Genomic DNA, 17942 nt, shown 5'->3' with positions numbered 1-17942 from the left:
ACTCGTTTCTCCCATCAATCCCCAATATAATAATTTACTATTTTATCTACGTCCGATCCATAAATTTCACCAAATAAATTTAAATGGACAAGTAAGTAATAAAGTTGATAAAGTGGCTTACAATCCTCATAATAGCGATCGGTTGGATAGCATGCTTCATATGCTTGATAAAAGGCCTCTGAAAAACCGCCAAATACTTCGGTAAATGCTAGATCAAAATGTCTATCTCCATATAGAAATGACGGATCAATCAGAAAGGGGACTCCGTTCTGTCCAACTATCCAATTGCCTCCCCATAAGTCTCCGTGCAGATAAGACGGAGGAATATTATTGGGTATCCAACATTCTAATTCAGAAAGTAATTTTTCCAGCTTGCTTCTCCGTTTTCCGTTGATATGATTGTTTTCTATTCCTAGCCTTAATTGGGAGCTCAAGCGACGATCTCGATAATATTCCAGCCAGTTTGTATAGTAGCCATTTGGCTGCTGTAATGTTCCAATAAATGTCGGTTCATGAAAACCATGTTTTTTTCCCCTTGTTTGATGCAGTGCTGCCAAACGTTCACCTAATCGTTTATCTGTTTGTGAATGCTTGCTACCACTGATCCATTCCAGTACAAGAAAGGTTTTCCCTTTTTCATCTGAATAGTTAATTACTTCCGGAACATCAATCGTATTCGTCGATTTGATTAATTGCAGTCCTTTTGCTTCAAGTGTAAAGAAACGCTCAGGTGCATTTCGATGATACTTGATAAAATAGCTTCCCTGCTCTGTCTGGGCAACATACGCTTCATTGATTGACCCGCCTGATATTCGTCTCACATTTAATAACCGACTTGAGATGCCAGCTTGTTGTAAAGCGTGCCGAAAAAGCTGCTTCATTATAAAGTTACTCCTTTGCTAAAAAATATCATGCTAAGCAGTCATTTTAAAAAATCAATACATAGTAAGCAAATTTTCATTTTTGTTTCTGTACCAGTAAGTGTAGGGTTTTCCCTCGTCCACTACTTGAAGAAGTAGAATCACAGATAACATCTCAAGCGTCCTTGAAAAGCCATGATGTATTACTGTTGTAGCTGCTCTGTCCTTGAAAAAGAAAAGCACTTTTTCTGCGTGCGATGTGTAGCTTCCGTAGCAACTCTGTCCTGTCGTCCAGAACGAATTGGACATTTAGGTACTACTACCTCCCACTTAACTTCTATGCATTCTCTACCCCTCTTGTAGTTGAACCCTTAGAGCACCTTATAATGCGGGATAAATTCATAACCAGCACCACTATAAACGCTTCATTCCTTTTTATCCTCTTTTTTAAACACAAATTTTAACAAACATATACCTTTTTTAGAGACAAAATCTTCTAGCTGAAAAACCAGCTTTAAGCATACGTAATTTTCATATCACCAGCTTTAATCCATCCTACCCTTCGAAACCATTCGGCAAGAATCAGACTTATAATTGCTGGTGCTAGGATATGTAAAACAAGTATACTCCATAGCACAGGTAGAGAAAATCCCATTGACTCTATTGTCATAATCTGTCCAACAAACCCGCTTGTTCCCATTCCAGCTCCAGACGCATTATTCGTTAAATTCAACCATACGGTAGCGAATGGTGCAATAATTGCTCCTGCTATAGTTGGCGGTAATAAAATAACTGGATTTCTAATAATGTTAGCAACTTGCAGCATCGATGTACCTATTGCCTGGGCAATAAATCCACCAAGTCCATTATCTCGAAAACTTGCAATGGCAAATCCAATCATTTGGGCAGAACAGCCTACTGTTGCTGCACCTGCAGCTAACCCATCTAAGGACAGCATAATAGCAATTGCAGCGGATGAAATCGGCGCAGTCAATGCTACACCCATTAGTATTGCAACTAAAATCCCCATCATGAAGGGCTGCTGCTCCGTAGACCAATTGATTAATTGTCCAAATCCCTGCATCATCGAATTAATCGCTGGACCTATAAATTTACCCGTCATAAATCCAACTATAATCGTTACTAATGGGGTAACAATAATATCAACTCGCGTTTCCTGATATACTAATTTACCAAATTCTGTCGCAAACACTGCTGTCACATAGCTTCCTGCCGGTCCACCTAGTTCTGCTCCAAATGCTCCTGCAAATAATGCCGAAAATAAGACTAGCGGCGGAGCTTTTAATCCATAAGCGATTGCAACACCAATTGCTCCTCCCATGATTTTTGTATCCATTGCAAAACTGCCCATTTCTACAAGGGCATTTGCTAACGATGGAGAAAATAGAGCAATAACTTGTTCCCCAAATGTTTTGATGATTAGTCCAATAATTAATGAAGAGAATAAACCTAAAGCCATATAACTGAGTGCAGTAATAAAATAGGTTCTCCCAGATAAACGAACCCCTTTTCGCTCCAAAAAACGCAACCTTTTTCCCCCTTACTATTCGTGAAAAACGTCACATTTAAAATGAAATAGATCGATTATTGCAGATTCAATCTCCATTATTACGTTAAACTCTTCTTACTGCAAGCATAACAAATGATCAATTACTTACCAAAGAGAGTTGGAGGGAACTATCTTTATAACATAGTACATCGATTAATTCTCAACAGGATAACATATTTTTTAGTTTTTTCCCATTTGTAAGGAGTTTTTAGCAAAAAGCAGTTTCATTTATTTCAAATAGTGCTCCTATTATTTCATTAGAAAATTAGAATAGCATCATATTTCTAAAGCAGGCATCCTAATAGATATGCATGAAACTTTTAAGCTGCCACTTGCTGAATATGTAATACTTTCATTGCGCCATTTTAACTTTTGATGTGGTTTATGCTTGTCTAGTAATGTATCAACGATTTGAGCTTCTTACCTAGCAGTTTCCTGCATATACTTACACAGGTGCATTTTTACTCAAGGAAGAAAAATTGCTTTTCTAGTCTTCTTGAGCTACAATTTAATTGAAAATAATTATCAATTGTAACTGTAAACAGGGGAGATGGAGTAATGGAGAATAAAAAGAATAACTCACAACTAGCTAAAATCATACGTGAACGCCGTGCTATAAAAAAAGGATACACAGATAAAGAGGTAACAAAAGAAACCGTATTATCTTTACTGGAGGATGCTATTTGGGCTCCGACACACGGCATGCGTCAGCCATGGCGATTTATCTTTGTCGGAGCTGACAAATTACCGCAATTCGCAAAAAAAGTAGCAGCTACGTATCCGAAAGAAAGACAACAAAATCGAGAAGACTATTTAAACGAGCCTAATGCTATTTTAGTAGTTATTATGGAAGAACCCGAAGAACAGAAACAATGGGAAGAAAATTATGGTGCTGTCGCTTGTATGATTCAAAATTTTTGGTTATTAGCATGGGAAAAACAGCTCGGGGTTGTCTGGAAAACAAATCCTCATATTTATGATCCAAAAGTAAAAGAAATATTAAATGTCAAACCGAAAGAGAAAATTATCAGTTTTCTTCACTTAGGCTATTTTGATGACATACCACCTGTTAAGGAACGAATTGGTGTTAAAGAAAAATTTACAACTTTTGAAGGATAACAGATAAGGCTTGATGTCAGCTACTACATCAAGCCTCTTTTTATCCCGCATGTAAGGTGCCGTAAGACCTCGCTTCAAAATCTAAGTGGGTTAAACGGCACCGCTAAATATCCGATTCGCTTGAGTTGACAATGACAAGAAAAGCTACGTAGTGGGATGCATCGCATGACGAAAAAGAATTTTTCTTTTTCAAGAATGAGAAAAAACTTCGTAAGCGATACATCGCGGCTTTTCAAGGACGCTCAAGATTCTAGCCTTTGTTCAATTTCTATCAGTATGGGATAAAGAAAAACCCCTACGGATAGAAGTTTCACTTTTATGGAATACGTTTTCTTAGTCCCAAAGTGAGCTTTTTAGTTGATTATTTCGCTCATGACGCTCAATCGCTAATTCAATTAAGGTACTAATTAATTCTTGATAAGAAAGTCCACTTACGTCCCAAAGTTTTGGATACATACTTATCTTCGTAAATCCCGGTAATGTGTTCACTTCATTTAAGTATATTTCTTCATCCTCGGTTAAAAAGAAGTCCACTCTTGCCAGACCTTCGCATTCTAAGGTTTCAAATGCTTTGACAGCAATATCCTGTACACGCTTGGTTACTTCTTCAGAAACATCCGCAGGGATAGCAAGCTCTGCCCCCTTTTCATCAATATATTTTGATTCGTAAGAGTAAAAGTCTGTTTTTGGCAAAATTTCGCCTAACAAAGATGCTTTTGGAGTCTCATTTCCGAGTACGGAGCATTCAATTTCTCTCCCGATAATACACTCTTCAACGACTATTTTATGATCGTAATGGAAAGCTGCCTCGATACCTTCGTAGAATTCTTCCTCTGTCGTTACTTTACTTATTCCTACAGAAGAACCTTGATTGGCAGGCTTAATAAACATCGGTGTTCCTAATTCTTCCACCGCCTGTTCGTAATTAATTTTTTGCTTTTCCTTCTTTCGATAAACGATTCCTTTAGCTACTTTAATCCCGGCAGCTTGCAATAAACGTTTTGCAATATCCTTATCCATACAGATAGATGAGGATAATACATTTGGTCCTACAAAAGGAACATTTGCAATACGCAGCATTCCCTGCAGGCTGCCATCCTCTCCTAATGTCCCATGAACAATGGGAAACACTACATCCAGTTCATCTAAATGCCCGGCATTAGAAGCATGAATGAATTGTTTTTCCTGTTCACCGGGAACGATTGCAATCGTTTCGTTTGACTTGTTTAATTCAATGAGCTTTGGGTTATCTGCATGAAGCAGATAAGTAGACGGATTATTCAAATGCCATTTTCCTTCTTTATCAATTCCGATTAAAACAACATCATATTTATCACGATCAATTGCATCGACAATATTCTTAGCAGACTGAAGGGATACTTCATGTTCTGCAGATTTCCCCCCAAATATGATCCCGACTTTTTTCTTTTTCATAGTATTCGTCCTTCCCTTATCATACTTGTTCAAAAAGGGCAGACTGGTTAAATTTCACAACGTTTAGTGACTATATTAAAAAACAAAACACGTAAATATAAATCACTATCAAAAAACATATCCATACTGCCATGTATGAAAAACGTATAGAGCCACTAACATTTGTAACCTCCCGCAACTTAAAAGTACAATATGTGGAGAATCATTTTATTGCTTATGCTAATGAGCTTACACTGCTGGAGGATAAGTAAGGCTACCGATTTCTAATTCCGTTATTTTCCCAGACTGTTTGAACAACTAACATCAATTGTTTACCATGATTATAAAATAGCATAAAACAGCTTAAGCAATAAAGTAAAAAATAACAGACGACAATTATTTTTTAGTCGACTGTTACTATTATAATACGAATCGTATAATTATGCTTTGTCATTATCCAGCATTTATTTGAAACACATTCCTGCCCTCCAGATTATTTAGGTTTGCAAAGAAGATTTGAATTTCTGCATTGCTTAATGAAGGGAAAAATATTTGACATATTTCTTTTAACTATAATGGCTTGAATGTAGAAGGATAACGAGTTGGATCGGAAAATGGAATGGTGTCTATAAAACTTAAAAAGAAAATTGTTCACTTAAATTAGAACAATAATGGTCTAAAACTTTTTTAGATGTTCGGACAATGATTTATCCGATTGTGCAGCATTTTAATTAATAATTCCTCAACTTCCCTACTGCTAGTTGCTCTTACCCCTAATTGATTTGGCAATTGTACAGCATATTCCAAGGAAGTAATAGGTATAGAAGGGATAATTTGCTTCTTTAGAAAAAATGCTTCAATACTTGATGTGCAGCCGTTATGAATGACCACATCAGTAGCCAGTAACGGAATAACATGCACATTCGGAGACGATGAAAAAATTTGTTTATACACAGCGAAGATTTCTCTGGATGCGGTATAATTACTACATTCACCTCAGGAAATTTCTTAATCACATCCTTAATCATTTGTACAAAATGTTCATATAGGCTTTTGGTGTAGATACGCTGAGGATGCGTTTCCTTGATTCAACTGACCGCATTATATTGGGAAAATCTTGTATTTACTAAAATAAATAGAGCAAATCGATCGCTTATACGTTGTGTATCTTCCACTATATAGTTGCCTGTACTTTGGTTTTAACAGATCCATTCGCGGGCTTCCTGTACATGGCATTTATTTACTACTGTTGGGGGGGGAACCAGCAACAATTTGCTCTTGAAACCTACCCTTACAATAAACATGTTCGAGCTTTGTTTGTATCTCAGTTCTTGCTCGATCCTGTAAATAGGTTTTTTTATCTTGAATAATTAACCCTTCCTCCTCTAATTCAACTATTTTATGTCCATTCTCTCTTTCGTTTCTAATCACTTGCTTGCCAATATGCTTTGGATATCCTTTTGAGAAAAAAGCACTTGGTAGATAATGTTTTGCAACTAATTCGACCAATTTATGTTTGCCTATTTACAATGGTCTAACCTTTTATTGCTGCATATATGCTAGTAACGACTTTGCATCCAATTCTCTTACTTTTACTTTCACAGGTAAGCATTGCCTTTTGTGTTCATCCTTCTCTACCTTCCTTATCACGATTTTCAGAAACAACGGAACACCTTCATGTCTGCATTATCTATCTAGCATATTAAAAATCTCTTCAAATTCATTCTTATTTTCATCGATCATGGAGTCGAGGTTAGCTTCTATTTGCTCTAGTATATCTGTATCTAATGGATCAATGCGATGATCATATTTATTATCCATATTCATAAACAAATAGGTCATCATCATTTGTAGCATATTATTTTCTAAATAGACGAAACTTCTATTGTTAGCTTGCAAATCTTGACTTATCGTTTCCAAGTGATTCTTTATAAATAAATGGACAGATTGCTTAAATAACGTTTCCATTTCCTCATTCTTCATGGTCATCTTCCTCCTTTACATTTCCACTAATACTGATTTGATTTAGTGCAGCCATTCCTTCCTCCATCTCATCTCCATACGTAAACCCTGTAACATTGCCCACATAGGACATAGTAGGAATCCACTTTAATTGGAAGTTTTGAAAGGTTAATGTTTCTTGCGGATTCAATATTTGTTGATTGCTTGGTTTTAACCAAAATTCTTCTTGATTATCTGCATCATTTATTCTTAACCATGCATTGGCGAGCTTCATCTTTTGTTGGGTATCTTGATAAAAATATTTACCGGAGAAGTCAAATACAACTTCAGAGCCTAACTTTATACAAATAAATGGATTATGCAGCGGCTTACAACCTAAATTTTTTATATGATAAGAACCAACAATAAAATTTTCGCCCTCTTGTTCATGATTCAGATTAAGCGAATATGTAAAATAACTGATAATTTTTAATTGCTTTGTCTGCATTTCCTTTGCTAATGATTTTAAGTCCTTTAAATACGTATCATTTATTTTTTGTAAGTGCAGCAGCTTTTTTTGTATGTTTTTAAGTTTTTCCAATTCCATAACCCTCCTAAATAAAAAATAAAAGAGAGGATATGCTCCTCTCTTAATAACTTATGCCGACAGCTTACCCATTATCACCATTCGTTGGGAAAATAACTGGACATTGCGGTGGCATAGTTGGCGTAGGACACGGAGTAATTGGCAGAACATCTCTTGGTTCACAAAACTCTGCTACAATTTCAAGAGTTACTTCAAATGTTGATTGAATGCTTTGACATAGACGAACAGTAAGCGTTACATCAAGTTGATTTGGCTCAATTGTATCGTCACAAGCAGCAGTACATACAAAACAATCTAAATCTGTGTAACATACATCAATCTCTGTTCCATCAGGCGCACAAAGAACCACTTGTTCACAGCGTGTGAAATCTGCTTCACACACCTCTACTGTTCCTCCCCCAAGTTCTGGTAATAAATCAACAAAAACTGTTACTACAAAGTTTTTACGGATGTTTACCAGCTGTAACGTTACCTCCGTACCATCAATGATAAAATCCTGATCTACTCGATCCAAAATAACAATCGGATTCGTAGCACTAGGCGTAACTGTACATGTAACTGTATCTATATCGATATCTTCACATGTTAACTGTTCACCGGTATTAGGATTTAATGGCAATTCCAAATCCATCAAGTTTAAATCAAAAGTTGATTCATTAAGAATCCAGTCATATACCTTCTCTGTGTTAATACATAGGAGTTCCTGACCTCCAGATAAATTATTTGCCTGCATATAGCAAACACCTCCGAATAAGATTAATTTCTTTCATTGGTAGCCTATGAATAAAGCCCGCAAACGGTATAGTAATATAGCGGAATTGTTATAAAAATCATTGGAATTAGGTAATCGTCATAATCATAAGCATCTTTACAATTTAACGTTTAAATCAAGAAATCTGTGCATAAAATGGGGATATCAAAGCAATCATGTTCTGATTTTTTTTAAAATGCACTTTTGTCACATATTGCTGTTTCATAAATAGTATATTAATGTGCTGTAAAAGGGTGAATGAAAATGTATCGATATGAGTTGTATAATGTTGATGATATTGATAGGTTAAAAAAAGAGCTCGATTCCTACAAGCAAACTGTTAGAACAGTGACAGAGGGAAAATTAATTAAAGATTATCTTAAGACCAAAGAGGACTTTTATGATTTAAAGATGGAAATTTTTAAACTAAAAGGAGAAATGAAAGCTATGGAAAATAATTATCAAGAAAAGATTTATAATCATCAAATGGAGGAACAATATCTCACTAAACAACTTACATCTATTACGAGTTCCTTACAACAATTAAATCAAAAAGTTCAAATGATTAAAAATCAATTTGAACAATTGCCATTTAATGATCTTTCTGAAAAGATAAACCAACTAATAAATACTCAAAATACAAAATCTGAGGAGCAGAAAAAAGAGCTTGAAAATGTAATAGAAGAAATCTCACAAATAAAAAGATTAATGAAAACGAAGGAAGAGGATACTACAGCCAAAAATAGTCGTTCCGTTAAAAGGTCAGAATATAAACAATTACAAAGCATCCTACAATTTCCCAACAATGTTGAACAATCATTAAACAAAAAAAAAAATAACCAAGTAAACAGACAGAAATATAGTTTTACAAAGCCAAACAATGAAAACTCCTATTGTGTCCACCATTATGATTCACAGGATTCTGAAACCATTTCCATGAGTAAGGCAAAGAAGACGTTCCGAAATGCTCAATATGAAATAAATAAAAATATTATAACTCGTACAGCAACTCCCAACAATAAATCACAAGATGAAAGCAAAATGGAAAGCCTCGATACAGACAACACGTTAATTTCTTATGAAGATCATACTCCTACTGAAAATGACAGTTCATCCTTTGAAAATAATGTAGAGGAAGAAAAAGCGCCAAACCTTGAAATAGAAGAAACGTTAGAAAATAATACCGAGTCTATTGATAACCAGTTAGATGCAACAAATAGTAACTCAGAGCACTTAGAAGAATCAAATAAAAAACCAGACTTTACTTCATTCCTTTCCCTATTTAAAAGAGGATAAGATGAACCATGAGCAGATAATTATCCCACTATCTATACACAATCAAATGGTTGAGCATGGAAATTCAGCATTACCCTACGAAGCGTGTGGTGTATTAGCAGGAAATCAGGGGAATGTACAATCTATTTGGCACTTAGAGAACGAGTGGAAGTCTGATAGACGTTTTTATGTAAGTAAGCATGAAGTTGAGCGTACGATGAAGAGAATTAAACAAGTAAACCAGAATGTTCTTGCTATCTATCATTCTCACCCTTATACAGCACCAATACCTTCCACATTAGACATTGCTAATCACCCTGCTGACAACGTGAAAATGGTCATCATATCCTTTAAAGGGGGATCTCCCTTAGTTAAATGGTACCGAATACGTGATGCAAACTATGAAAAATGCCTTTTTTGGATAGATCCCTCACGATAGCCCAACCATTACCGAAAAATAATACTATAATACATTATAACACCTAAGGAGTTGAGGAATGTTGAAGACGAAAAAAATAAAGAAAGCAGAGGGTACCTATACTAAGATAAAGACGTCCTTGAAGCCAATTGTATTGGATTCATCACCGTCGATTAAAAGAGGAATGTTCCGAAGAGGCGGCTGTTGTGGTAAGGTAAAATAACACAAAAGACCAGTTACATCCTCCGAATAGGTTCTATGAACGGTCTAGAATAAAGGTCTTACTCTTATTTAAATAAACTTATTCCATAGAGGTTATCTTATTGGAATTTAGAATTATAGCAAATTGTAGAATATAGATATCGCTATTTATAATTTATATCTATATACGCAATTAAGCGATAATCCAATTTCTAATAAATAGCCTCTTTCTTTATCATTTCATAACTTCTCCTCATTTTCATGCACTGCATTTTTAAAAATAAAGACATATAACAGATGCCTACTTATATATATCCCCCCAAAAACACCCCGTTCAATAAGATGGCCTGCTGATAAAGTTGGTTCCTTCCCACATTAAGTGAAATATCTCCTCTTTTTGCAAAAATTATTCCAAACCTCCTTTTTAGCAAATTACAATTACTTTAAACTACAAGGCTTTTGGACAGCCCTTGTTTTAACTTGCAAGCATACTAGAAAATAAAGCCTATCATTCAGCTACTTATTTATTTAAAACTTCTAATTATATGTAGATAGGGGAATGACTTAATAATCAAAAAGTCCAATCACAAAGTGGCTTTGGCTAATACTATAATCTTGAAGATAACATTTTATTTTCGAAAAAAGAGTTTACGAAAGGAGGGAGGATGTAATGTCCTCTAAAAAATGTTTCAGTAGTGTTGTAATGACTGGGAAGCAAGTTAAAAAACACAGACCCCGCAAAAAACATGATTGCTGTAAAGATGATTGCTGTAAACGCGGAACTTGCAAATGCAACTTTAAAAAGCAAGAACTCAAAGAAACTAAATTAAATAGTGATTGTTTTGTAGTTAATTCCTTGGTAGGTGCCAAATCCGTTCAAAAGGTGGCCGAAAGATTTTTTGAACTTGCAGATTTAGGTATAGCAGACCTTGATGATATCATTTCTATAACCGTTACACCTAATCTAGCTGGAATTACTCAAAATGCTAGAATCATTAAGGATAAAGTCGTAAACATTGGACTTGTTCCGGCCACCATTACAATATCGGTAGTGGGGGTAGCTCTTCCTATTACGTTAACAACCAGTATCCCTTTCCAAGCGCATACGGATTTTCCAGGAGCATGTCCACAAGATCTGCTACAGGAATCACCGCTTGAAGTTGAGGGAATCTTCACTCAGGAGGTTCCGGGCATCGAGATTGGCGGCGTAGTAACATTAGCAGGTATTTTAGTTAAAGTTGTATTACGTACAACTATTACCGTCACTCGTCCAGTTATTAAGGATGCCGAAGGGCATTTTTGTGATGTAGATCCTAATCGCTGTGAAACGCTAGGCACTCCACCATCATTCAATTTTCCAGCACCACCTAATGGTAACGGAGGTACGCCATAATACGAAAATTCAACGAATCGGTACCACTTCGAAAAGTGGTACCGATTCAACCTTTACAGAAGCTGAATATGCTATCTCCTGCATTTATTAGGTTCAATTTGGCTCCGTTATTTTAAAAAGAAGAAGCAGTATTTCAACCGTATGATGATCTTCTCTATTCTCCTAGATATATCCTTATAGTAGTCGAACATTTAAAAAGCATCTGCAAGTTTACAAAAAATATTTACAGAAAAGGCTTGATTTTTTGATTTATCTTTTTTGTTATTATCACAACAACAAACCAAAATATTTAAGTAATGAGAAAGAATAGTAATCGAATATTACACCTTAGAGATCTAATGGCCGTGGTAATCAGTGTGATAGCATTAGAAGATTGGGCTTCCGCAATTTCCAAACCAAACTATGTATGTAGTAGAATTTGGAAAATTTGTCCTCATCGTTACCTGAGACGAATAGAAAAATTAATTCTTTGCTATTGTCGGAGTAAGCTACATGGCAGTTAATAAAGGTGGTATACGGTCCCTTCGTCCAAAAAGGACGAGGGGCTTTTAATTGTCTAAAAAATTGGATAATTGATAATCATGTTTGTATGGTATTTATACACACCAGCTCCAGGCTAGTCCCTCTATCATAATCAACTGTACATTAAAATAATTATATGCTCTAAACCTTATGGAAAATATTATATATGGTGTATCTTATTAAATACCCCAAGAAATTCGATTAGCTCATCTGATAAGTTATCCTGTTTTTATTTTGCAACTGAAACATCTCCTATCTTTTTCAGAGTTTTATATCCATGTCGTTGTTTTTTAATGGACCCGTTCGGATGCCAAGTATGAGCCCACATATTGAGTTAATCTAGGGTCATGCGAAAATCTAATCTCTTTTCCGTCCTTCACTGCCTCATCCAACGCTGGAACATTAAAGTATTCAAACATTTCATCATTAGTTAGTCGACACTTTTCTTGAATCTTGCTCCATTCACTTCTAAGTCAAAGTACATAGAGCCTTTTCCAGCTCGTCCATTATAAGAATCTGGACCGAGCTTTTCAATCATCCTAATAAGCCGACACATAATGATTTAAAAACCAAGATATTCTGAATCCTTAATTGATAGGTAAAAGCACCTGTTTTTTCCCTATTTTTACTTAAAAATGAAATATTTACATATATTTATTTTTAATAGATGATATTAGATTATTCCTATTAATACTTCTCATTAAATAATTACAAAATTTTGGTTGTATTGCATAAGGTACACATCAATTAACAATAATCTAAAGAGTAATTTGTTTTTTAAGTTAAATGAACTGGAAAATTTAACAGAAGAATTTGATAAATTCAATCAACTAGATAAAACCTTTTGAGCTAGTCGTATTAGGCAAATTAAAAGAGGAATTAAATGTCCCTATTCTATCAGAAAATGAACTTATGAGAATATAAAGGACATCATATTCTATTCGTCAGCAGTAAACGAGAAAGAGAAACGCTAATTAAATACATATATGCTTAATCGGAAAAAATAAAACACCAATAAATGACTGTTTTTCATTAGAGTATTTTAATGCTCTTTTAGCACTATACAAATAAAACAAGAGTAAATTAAAGAAATTGAAGCAGCTTAGAAAATAACTAATTCTCAAAGAATAGAATTCAATTAATTTCGTTTAATAATAGAGTAACAGATAGATTTCTGCATTCAAAAATTGTTTATCACGTAACAAGTTTCATCAAATAAATAGACGATGTAGAAATAAGTAAAAATTTATTCTTGGTGAGTGGCTCTTTCACGTGATGTTGGACATCACGTGAAAGAGAATTAACGAGAATAATGGCTAATTTTACGACTTTTTTGATTTGCAAATGGCAAAAGCTGCCGGCGTTCATTCTTGTGGCGTAACATGGGGGAGTCAATTATACAAAATAGAAGTGATGTTTTAAAATTACATCACCCTACTTACAGATATCAAAAGCTACTAACGTAATACAGCTTTCATGAATGTTTCCATTTCTCCCCCTAAGGTGTTCAATTGTTCAATGATTTCACTAAACTCCTGCACAAGATTTGCTTGTTCATTGGAAGCACCTTTAATCTGTAGCATGCTTTCTTTTAAGCTTTCCAAGTTATTTTTGACACTATGGAGAGACCCTTCAATTTCTTCTGTTGCCTTTGACGTTTCCATAGATAATTTGCGTACTTCCTGAGCAACGATGTTAAAACCAGCACCATGCTGTGCTGCACGCGCTGCTTCAATGGAAGCATTAAGACCGAGTAAGTTTGTTTGACGTGAAATGTCTCTGATCAACTCAGTAATCATATTCGTTCGATCAGAGTCTTCTAAAGCATGAGCAGTTTGTTCATTGATCTCATCACTAGTAGCTGCCAGCTCTTCTGAATGAGATGCAATTGTATGGACTTTATCTTGCAAGTTATTCGTAATCGAATTGATTGTTTCCATGTATTCTTCAAGCTTCTCTTGATTATCAACCGGCAACCCAAAAGCTAGTGCACCAGCAACTTGGTGATTCTCATAAATGGGAAAAGCAAAAGCACGGAGCGGGACACCGTACACATCTTTTGGTATATAAACATTTGTTTCTTTTCCTTGTAAAGCGCCTGTGATGTTCTCGTCAGCCGCATTATAAACATCCCCTACAACATTCCCCGTATGAACACGTTTACCAGGCATATAACTGACTAATGTTTTGTTTTCTTTTTCTACAACCGTAACGATCGCCTCTTCTTTAAATGCTTTGTGAATATAAGGGGTCGCTATGGCTAGAGCTTCTAAGATGTCCATCATACTAATCTCCTTTTGATTGAAAATAAAGAACAAGTACTAACCTAATTATTATACAATGATCTAGTATACTAAAATATAAAGTTTATGTATATTTTAATAGATAATAGATAATGAAAAAAACCTTCTAAATATAAAACAGATAAATCGCTTTCTAAAAAGAACTTACAAACAAATAATCTTTATTTGACTTTATTTATTGAAATAATTGCATGTTAAAATAGATATTTTTCAAGTAAAACTCGTTCAGTGGGTTTTTCACCTTGAAGCGACATAAATCACTGCCTATTATGAAGATTATTAAAAAACGCCATCCGTTTTGTGCTCCCCTTTTTTAATGCTTAAACCAATAATTTGATGAAGATTATTGACAGCATTTAAAAAAAAGAAAAAAAGGGTTGACTTTTTCATAAATCTCTTTTAACATTGTTTTCAATAAATCAAAATACTTAAGTTATGACGAAGAGTAGTAATCTAGCGTTACACTTTAGAGAGCTGATGTCAGGTGAAAATCAGTGTGATAGCATTAGATGAATGGACTTCCGAGCTTCCAAACCGAACTGTTTATGTAGTAGGCTTTGGCGAATTCGTCTCATCGTTACCTGAGACAAATAGCAAATTTTACTTCTTTGCTATTGCCAGAGTGAACTGCATTGCAGTTAATAAAGGTGGTACCACGGTCCCCCGTCCTTTTGTGACGAGGGACTTTTTTAAAAGATAAGAAAGTACAAAATGATGTGCTTATGGTTAACGAAATAACCGACTAGTCACGTCCGGCTCCATTGCCCGGCAACTATGCGACTTCACGAAATCGCCCTACGATAAGTCATCATCGGTTCGTCATCTCACCGTGATTCCTTTATCTCAGTTGATTCGTTCCATTCACTACGTTGCTAAACGGGCGCTTGCGCCTTTGTTCATTGTCTAGGAAACTGGTGGATATGATAATCATTTTTGTATAACATTTATCCATACAGCTTCACACCTCGCCCCTTGAGGTCGATTCACTCCTTCCGCTAAGCGATCAGCCTCCTTGTGGGAGTGCTTGCCGGGGATGATCAAGGCGCTTCTAGTTTTTATTCTAGAATAGATTTTTACATGGTGAATCATTTTTTGAAAAAGCAGTTACTTCTAGTTTTTTGTACTTGAATCAAAAAAAATCGATGCGTAAGAGGAGTAAGCTTGAATGAAGCGTTTTTAGAGAACTAGTGATGGTGGGATGCTAGTACGTGGAATCAAGCTGAATGGGCTTACAAGAGGCTTCCTGAACTATATAGTAGGGAAGCACGGAGTTCCGCCGTTATACGGATAGGATATCGGAATGAGCATGTAATATAATTCTTGTTACTTTTCTAAATTCCCGTATCTGAATAAGATGAAAAGCTATATGCTTTTTAAAAGAGGTGGCACCGCGGTCATCTATCGTCCTCTATTAACACGAATTATGTGTTTATAGAGGTTTTTTTATTGTCTAGGGCTAGTTCCACCCACGTTACGTTATCAACCAACGTTAAAATCAATAAGACCCTATTCAATACTCTACATCAACCCCAAAAAAAGGAGTGGAAAAAGTGAAACACCCATTAAAAGAAGCTCCATATCGACTATTAAAGTTAAACGCTGATACGTTAACACCAATTGAAATTTATATGCGTTTAACCGGAAAGAAGAAATTTATATTGGAAAGCACGTTTGAACATGAAACGAAAGGAAAGTATTCCTTTATTGGCTGTGACCCTTATGAGGAGGTAATCGGCATTGGAAAACAGACAAAAGTTTTTAATTATCGAACAGATAAAACGACCGTCATTAAGCAGCATGCACTGTCTTATCTGGAGCAAGAGCTGCCACAAATCAAACTAAGTCTACCGGTTCCTTTTTACGGTGGTGCGGTCGGCTATATGAGCTATGACGTTATTCGTTCTATTGAATACATTGGGGACAGATTACCGAATGATTTAGCTATGCCCGACATTCACTTTATGTTAGTCCAAAATCTCATTGTTTTTGATCATGCTACTGAGACGGTCTATCTTATAGCAATTCGTTTGCCTGATAATCAAGACAGCGATTTGGATAAGCAATTAAGCGATCTCAAACAGCAATTATTAAAGCAACGTCCCTTGAAAGAATCAGCAACAATGAATTTACGCTTTCAACCGGAAATAGAAAAAGATAGATTCATCGAAAAAGTAAAGCTGGCAAAAAAATATATTGAACAAGGAGAAATATTTCAAGTCGTTCTTTCACAACGGATGAAAGCACAATTAAATACCGATCCATTCTCGTTTTATCGCCAATTGCGAAAAGTAAATCCATCCCCTTATATGTTCTATATCGATTTTTTCGATTATTGCTTACTTGGTACTTCACCAGAAAGCTTAATTCAGACAAACGGAAAGTCGGTTATAACGAATCCCATTGCCGGTACTAGACCACGCGGTAAAACAAGTGATGAAGATGAAGAGAGGATGAAGGAGCTGTTAAATGATCCAAAGGAAATTGCTGAACATCGAATGTTAGTTGACTTAAGCAGAAATGATCTTGGGCGAGTTTGCAAAATTGGCAGTATCACTATCCCCACATACATGGCAATCGAAAAATACGAACATGTTATGCACATTGTATCTGAAGTGCAAGGCAGGTTAAGAAATGATAGAACCTCATTTGACGCACTCCGTTCATGTCTTCCAGCAGGAACGGTTTCCGGGGCACCAAAAATAAGAGCGATGCAAATTATTAATGATTTGGAAGACTTTGAACGGGGGGTATATGGAGGAGGGATAGGTTTTATTAATTATAATCATGACATTAGTATCACCCTTGCGATTCGATCACTCGTCATTAAAGGAGACCATGCATATTTACAAACAGGGGCTGGAGTTGTCTTTGATTCCGATCCGGAAAAGGAATATGAAGAAACATTATTCAAAGCAAAGTCACTTACGGAGGTGCGAACCAATGATTTTATTAATTGATAATTTCGATTCTTTTACCTTTAACATTTATCAATATGTTGCTGAAACTGGCTACGATGTACATGTAGTCCGCAATAATCGCATTTCTGTTAACGAAATCAACGAGCTCTGTCCAGAAGCAATTATTATTTCTCCAGGACCAGGGCTGCCACAGCAATCCGGCGCTTGCCTTGATATCGTTAAAACCTTTTATACAACGTTTCCCATCCTTGGTATTTGTTTAGGTCATCAAATTATTGGTGCAGCACTGGGCGGAAAATTACGACAGGCAAAGCAAATCATGCATGGTAAAACATCGCTCGTAACTCACAAAGGGCTTGGGATTTTTCAATATTTATCACAACCGCTTGAAGTCATGCGTTATCACTCCTACACTATCGAACCAGCTTCTTGTCCGCCACAGTTGGAGATTATGGCAACATCTATGGATGATCATGAAATAATGGCTATTCAACACCAAATCTATCCGGTGTATGGTGTGCAATTTCATCCAGAATCGGTAGGTACAACCGTTGGAAAAAAAATTATCCGTAATTTTGTGGATGATGTAACTACTAGGAAAATGGTCCCTACCAACTGGAGTGAAGGCTAGCTTCACTCAAAACGACGGGG

The 17942-nt window shown here is 35.7% G+C and carries 16 protein-coding genes and 2 other annotated features; of the genes, 7 read left to right on the top strand and 9 right to left on the bottom strand.

The window, feature by feature from the left end:
• Positions 1-14 precede the first annotated feature (14 nt).
• Positions 15-881 (bottom strand): fructosamine kinase family protein, encoded by an 867-nt coding sequence (locus tag JNUCC74_RS03145; protein ID WP_454066865.1) that lies wholly within the window; start codon positions 879-881, stop codon positions 15-17.
• Between the two features lie 493 nt (positions 882-1374).
• Complete coding sequence (locus tag JNUCC74_RS03140) at positions 1375-2409, bottom strand: PTS transporter subunit IIC (protein ID WP_077319398.1); 1035 nt, start codon at positions 2407-2409, stop codon at positions 1375-1377.
• Positions 2410-2988: 579 nt separating this feature from the next.
• Between JNUCC74_RS03140 and JNUCC74_RS03135 the strand changes: the two genes are divergently transcribed.
• Positions 2989-3549 carry a nitroreductase family protein gene (locus JNUCC74_RS03135; protein WP_077319397.1) on the top strand — a complete coding sequence of 187 codons (561 nt, stop codon included), beginning with the start codon at positions 2989-2991 and terminating at the stop codon, positions 3547-3549.
• Between the two features lie 333 nt (positions 3550-3882).
• Here the strand turns inward: JNUCC74_RS03135 and ddlA are convergent, their stop codons facing one another.
• From ddlA to JNUCC74_RS03105, 6 genes are all read right to left on the bottom strand, one after another.
• A complete protein-coding gene (ddlA, locus tag JNUCC74_RS03130) occupies positions 3883-4983 on the bottom strand; it encodes a D-alanine--D-alanine ligase (protein WP_454066864.1) in 1101 nt (366 codons plus the stop codon).
• 666 nt (positions 4984-5649) lie between these two features.
• Positions 5650-5916, bottom strand: coding sequence for a hypothetical protein (locus JNUCC74_RS03125; protein ID WP_454066863.1), 267 nt, complete (start codon positions 5914-5916; stop codon positions 5650-5652).
• 282 nt (positions 5917-6198) lie between these two features.
• On the bottom strand, positions 6199-6471 hold the full coding sequence (locus tag JNUCC74_RS03120; protein ID WP_454066862.1) for a hypothetical protein: 273 nt from the start codon (positions 6469-6471) through the stop codon (positions 6199-6201).
• A 177-nt stretch (positions 6472-6648) separates the two neighbouring features.
• Positions 6649-6945: a hypothetical protein gene (locus JNUCC74_RS03115; protein ID WP_454066861.1), complete on the bottom strand. Its 297-nt coding sequence runs from the start codon at positions 6943-6945 to the stop codon at positions 6649-6651.
• Positions 6935-7504 carry a hypothetical protein gene (locus tag JNUCC74_RS03110; protein ID WP_143695787.1) on the bottom strand — a complete coding sequence of 190 codons (570 nt, stop codon included), beginning with the start codon at positions 7502-7504 and terminating at the stop codon, positions 6935-6937. The genes JNUCC74_RS03115 and JNUCC74_RS03110 overlap by 11 nt, the downstream gene beginning before the upstream one ends.
• Positions 7505-7574: 70 nt before the next feature.
• Positions 7575-8243, bottom strand: a complete 669-nt coding sequence (locus JNUCC74_RS03105; protein ID WP_077319392.1) for a BMQ_0737 family morphogenetic spore coat protein — start codon at positions 8241-8243, stop codon at positions 7575-7577.
• 282 nt (positions 8244-8525) lie between these two features.
• On the opposite strand from JNUCC74_RS03105, the gene JNUCC74_RS03100 reads away from it, so the two are divergent.
• From JNUCC74_RS03100 to JNUCC74_RS03085, 4 genes are all read left to right on the top strand, one after another.
• Complete coding sequence (locus JNUCC74_RS03100) at positions 8526-9557, top strand: hypothetical protein (RefSeq protein ID WP_454066860.1); 1032 nt, start codon at positions 8526-8528, stop codon at positions 9555-9557.
• Position 9558: 1 nt separating this feature from the next.
• Positions 9559-9975: a Mov34/MPN/PAD-1 family protein gene (locus JNUCC74_RS03095; RefSeq protein ID WP_077319390.1), complete on the top strand. Its 417-nt coding sequence runs from the start codon at positions 9559-9561 to the stop codon at positions 9973-9975.
• A gap of 58 nt (positions 9976-10033) precedes the next feature.
• Positions 10034-10177, top strand: coding sequence for a hypothetical protein (locus JNUCC74_RS03090; protein WP_179104355.1), 144 nt, complete (start codon positions 10034-10036; stop codon positions 10175-10177).
• A gap of 648 nt (positions 10178-10825) precedes the next feature.
• Complete coding sequence (locus JNUCC74_RS03085) at positions 10826-11548, top strand: hypothetical protein (RefSeq protein WP_077319389.1); 723 nt, start codon at positions 10826-10828, stop codon at positions 11546-11548.
• A gap of 1979 nt (positions 11549-13527) precedes the next feature.
• On the opposite strand, the gene JNUCC74_RS03080 is transcribed toward JNUCC74_RS03085, so the two are convergent.
• The gene (locus JNUCC74_RS03080; RefSeq protein WP_454066859.1) at positions 13528-14352 is read right to left on the bottom strand and encodes a methyl-accepting chemotaxis protein; all 825 of its coding nucleotides are present in this window, start codon (positions 14350-14352) and stop codon (positions 13528-13530) included.
• 447 nt (positions 14353-14799) lie between these two features.
• Positions 14800-15047 (top strand) — a binding site (T-box leader).
• A gap of 459 nt (positions 15048-15506) precedes the next feature.
• Positions 15507-15785, top strand: a binding site (T-box leader).
• Positions 15786-15923: 138 nt separating this feature from the next.
• On the opposite strand from JNUCC74_RS03080, the gene trpE reads away from it, so the two are divergent.
• Together trpE and JNUCC74_RS03070 are read left to right on the top strand one after the other, a co-directional pair.
• Positions 15924-17330: an anthranilate synthase component I gene (gene trpE / locus JNUCC74_RS03075; RefSeq protein WP_454066858.1), complete on the top strand. Its 1407-nt coding sequence runs from the start codon at positions 15924-15926 to the stop codon at positions 17328-17330.
• Positions 17314-17922: an anthranilate synthase component II gene (locus JNUCC74_RS03070; RefSeq protein WP_454066857.1), complete on the top strand. Its 609-nt coding sequence runs from the start codon at positions 17314-17316 to the stop codon at positions 17920-17922. Before trpE ends, JNUCC74_RS03070 begins: the two co-directional genes overlap by 17 nt.
• Positions 17923-17942: the final 20 nt, after the last annotated feature.

The organism is Cerasibacillus sp. JNUCC 74 (assembly GCF_053667775.1).
This window is presented reverse-complemented; position numbering and strand designations above follow the sequence as displayed.

What these genes read in the sequence shown, in the direction of transcription:
- JNUCC74_RS03080 (WP_454066859.1), bottom strand. Translation starts at nt 14,352, where the DNA reads ATGGACATCTTAGAAGCTCTAGCCATAGCGACCCCTTATATTCACAAA.
- JNUCC74_RS03115 (WP_454066861.1), bottom strand. Translation starts at nt 6,945, where the DNA reads ATGAAGAATGAGGAAATGGAAACGTTATTTAAGCAATCTGTCCATTTA.
- JNUCC74_RS03095 (WP_077319390.1), top strand. Translation starts at nt 9,559, where the DNA reads ATGAACCATGAGCAGATAATTATCCCACTATCTATACACAATCAAATG.
- JNUCC74_RS03070 (WP_454066857.1), top strand. Translation starts at nt 17,314, where the DNA reads ATGATTTTATTAATTGATAATTTCGATTCTTTTACCTTTAACATTTAT.
- JNUCC74_RS03100 (WP_454066860.1), top strand. Translation starts at nt 8,526, where the DNA reads ATGTATCGATATGAGTTGTATAATGTTGATGATATTGATAGGTTAAAA.
- JNUCC74_RS03085 (WP_077319389.1), top strand. Translation starts at nt 10,826, where the DNA reads ATGTCCTCTAAAAAATGTTTCAGTAGTGTTGTAATGACTGGGAAGCAA.
- JNUCC74_RS03105 (WP_077319392.1), bottom strand. Translation starts at nt 8,243, where the DNA reads ATGCAGGCAAATAATTTATCTGGAGGTCAGGAACTCCTATGTATTAAC.
- JNUCC74_RS03145 (WP_454066865.1), bottom strand. Translation starts at nt 881, where the DNA reads ATGAAGCAGCTTTTTCGGCACGCTTTACAACAAGCTGGCATCTCAAGT.
- JNUCC74_RS03090 (WP_179104355.1), top strand. Translation starts at nt 10,034, where the DNA reads ATGTTGAAGACGAAAAAAATAAAGAAAGCAGAGGGTACCTATACTAAG.
- ddlA (WP_454066864.1), bottom strand. Translation starts at nt 4,983, where the DNA reads ATGAAAAAGAAAAAAGTCGGGATCATATTTGGGGGGAAATCTGCAGAA.
- JNUCC74_RS03135 (WP_077319397.1), top strand. Translation starts at nt 2,989, where the DNA reads ATGGAGAATAAAAAGAATAACTCACAACTAGCTAAAATCATACGTGAA.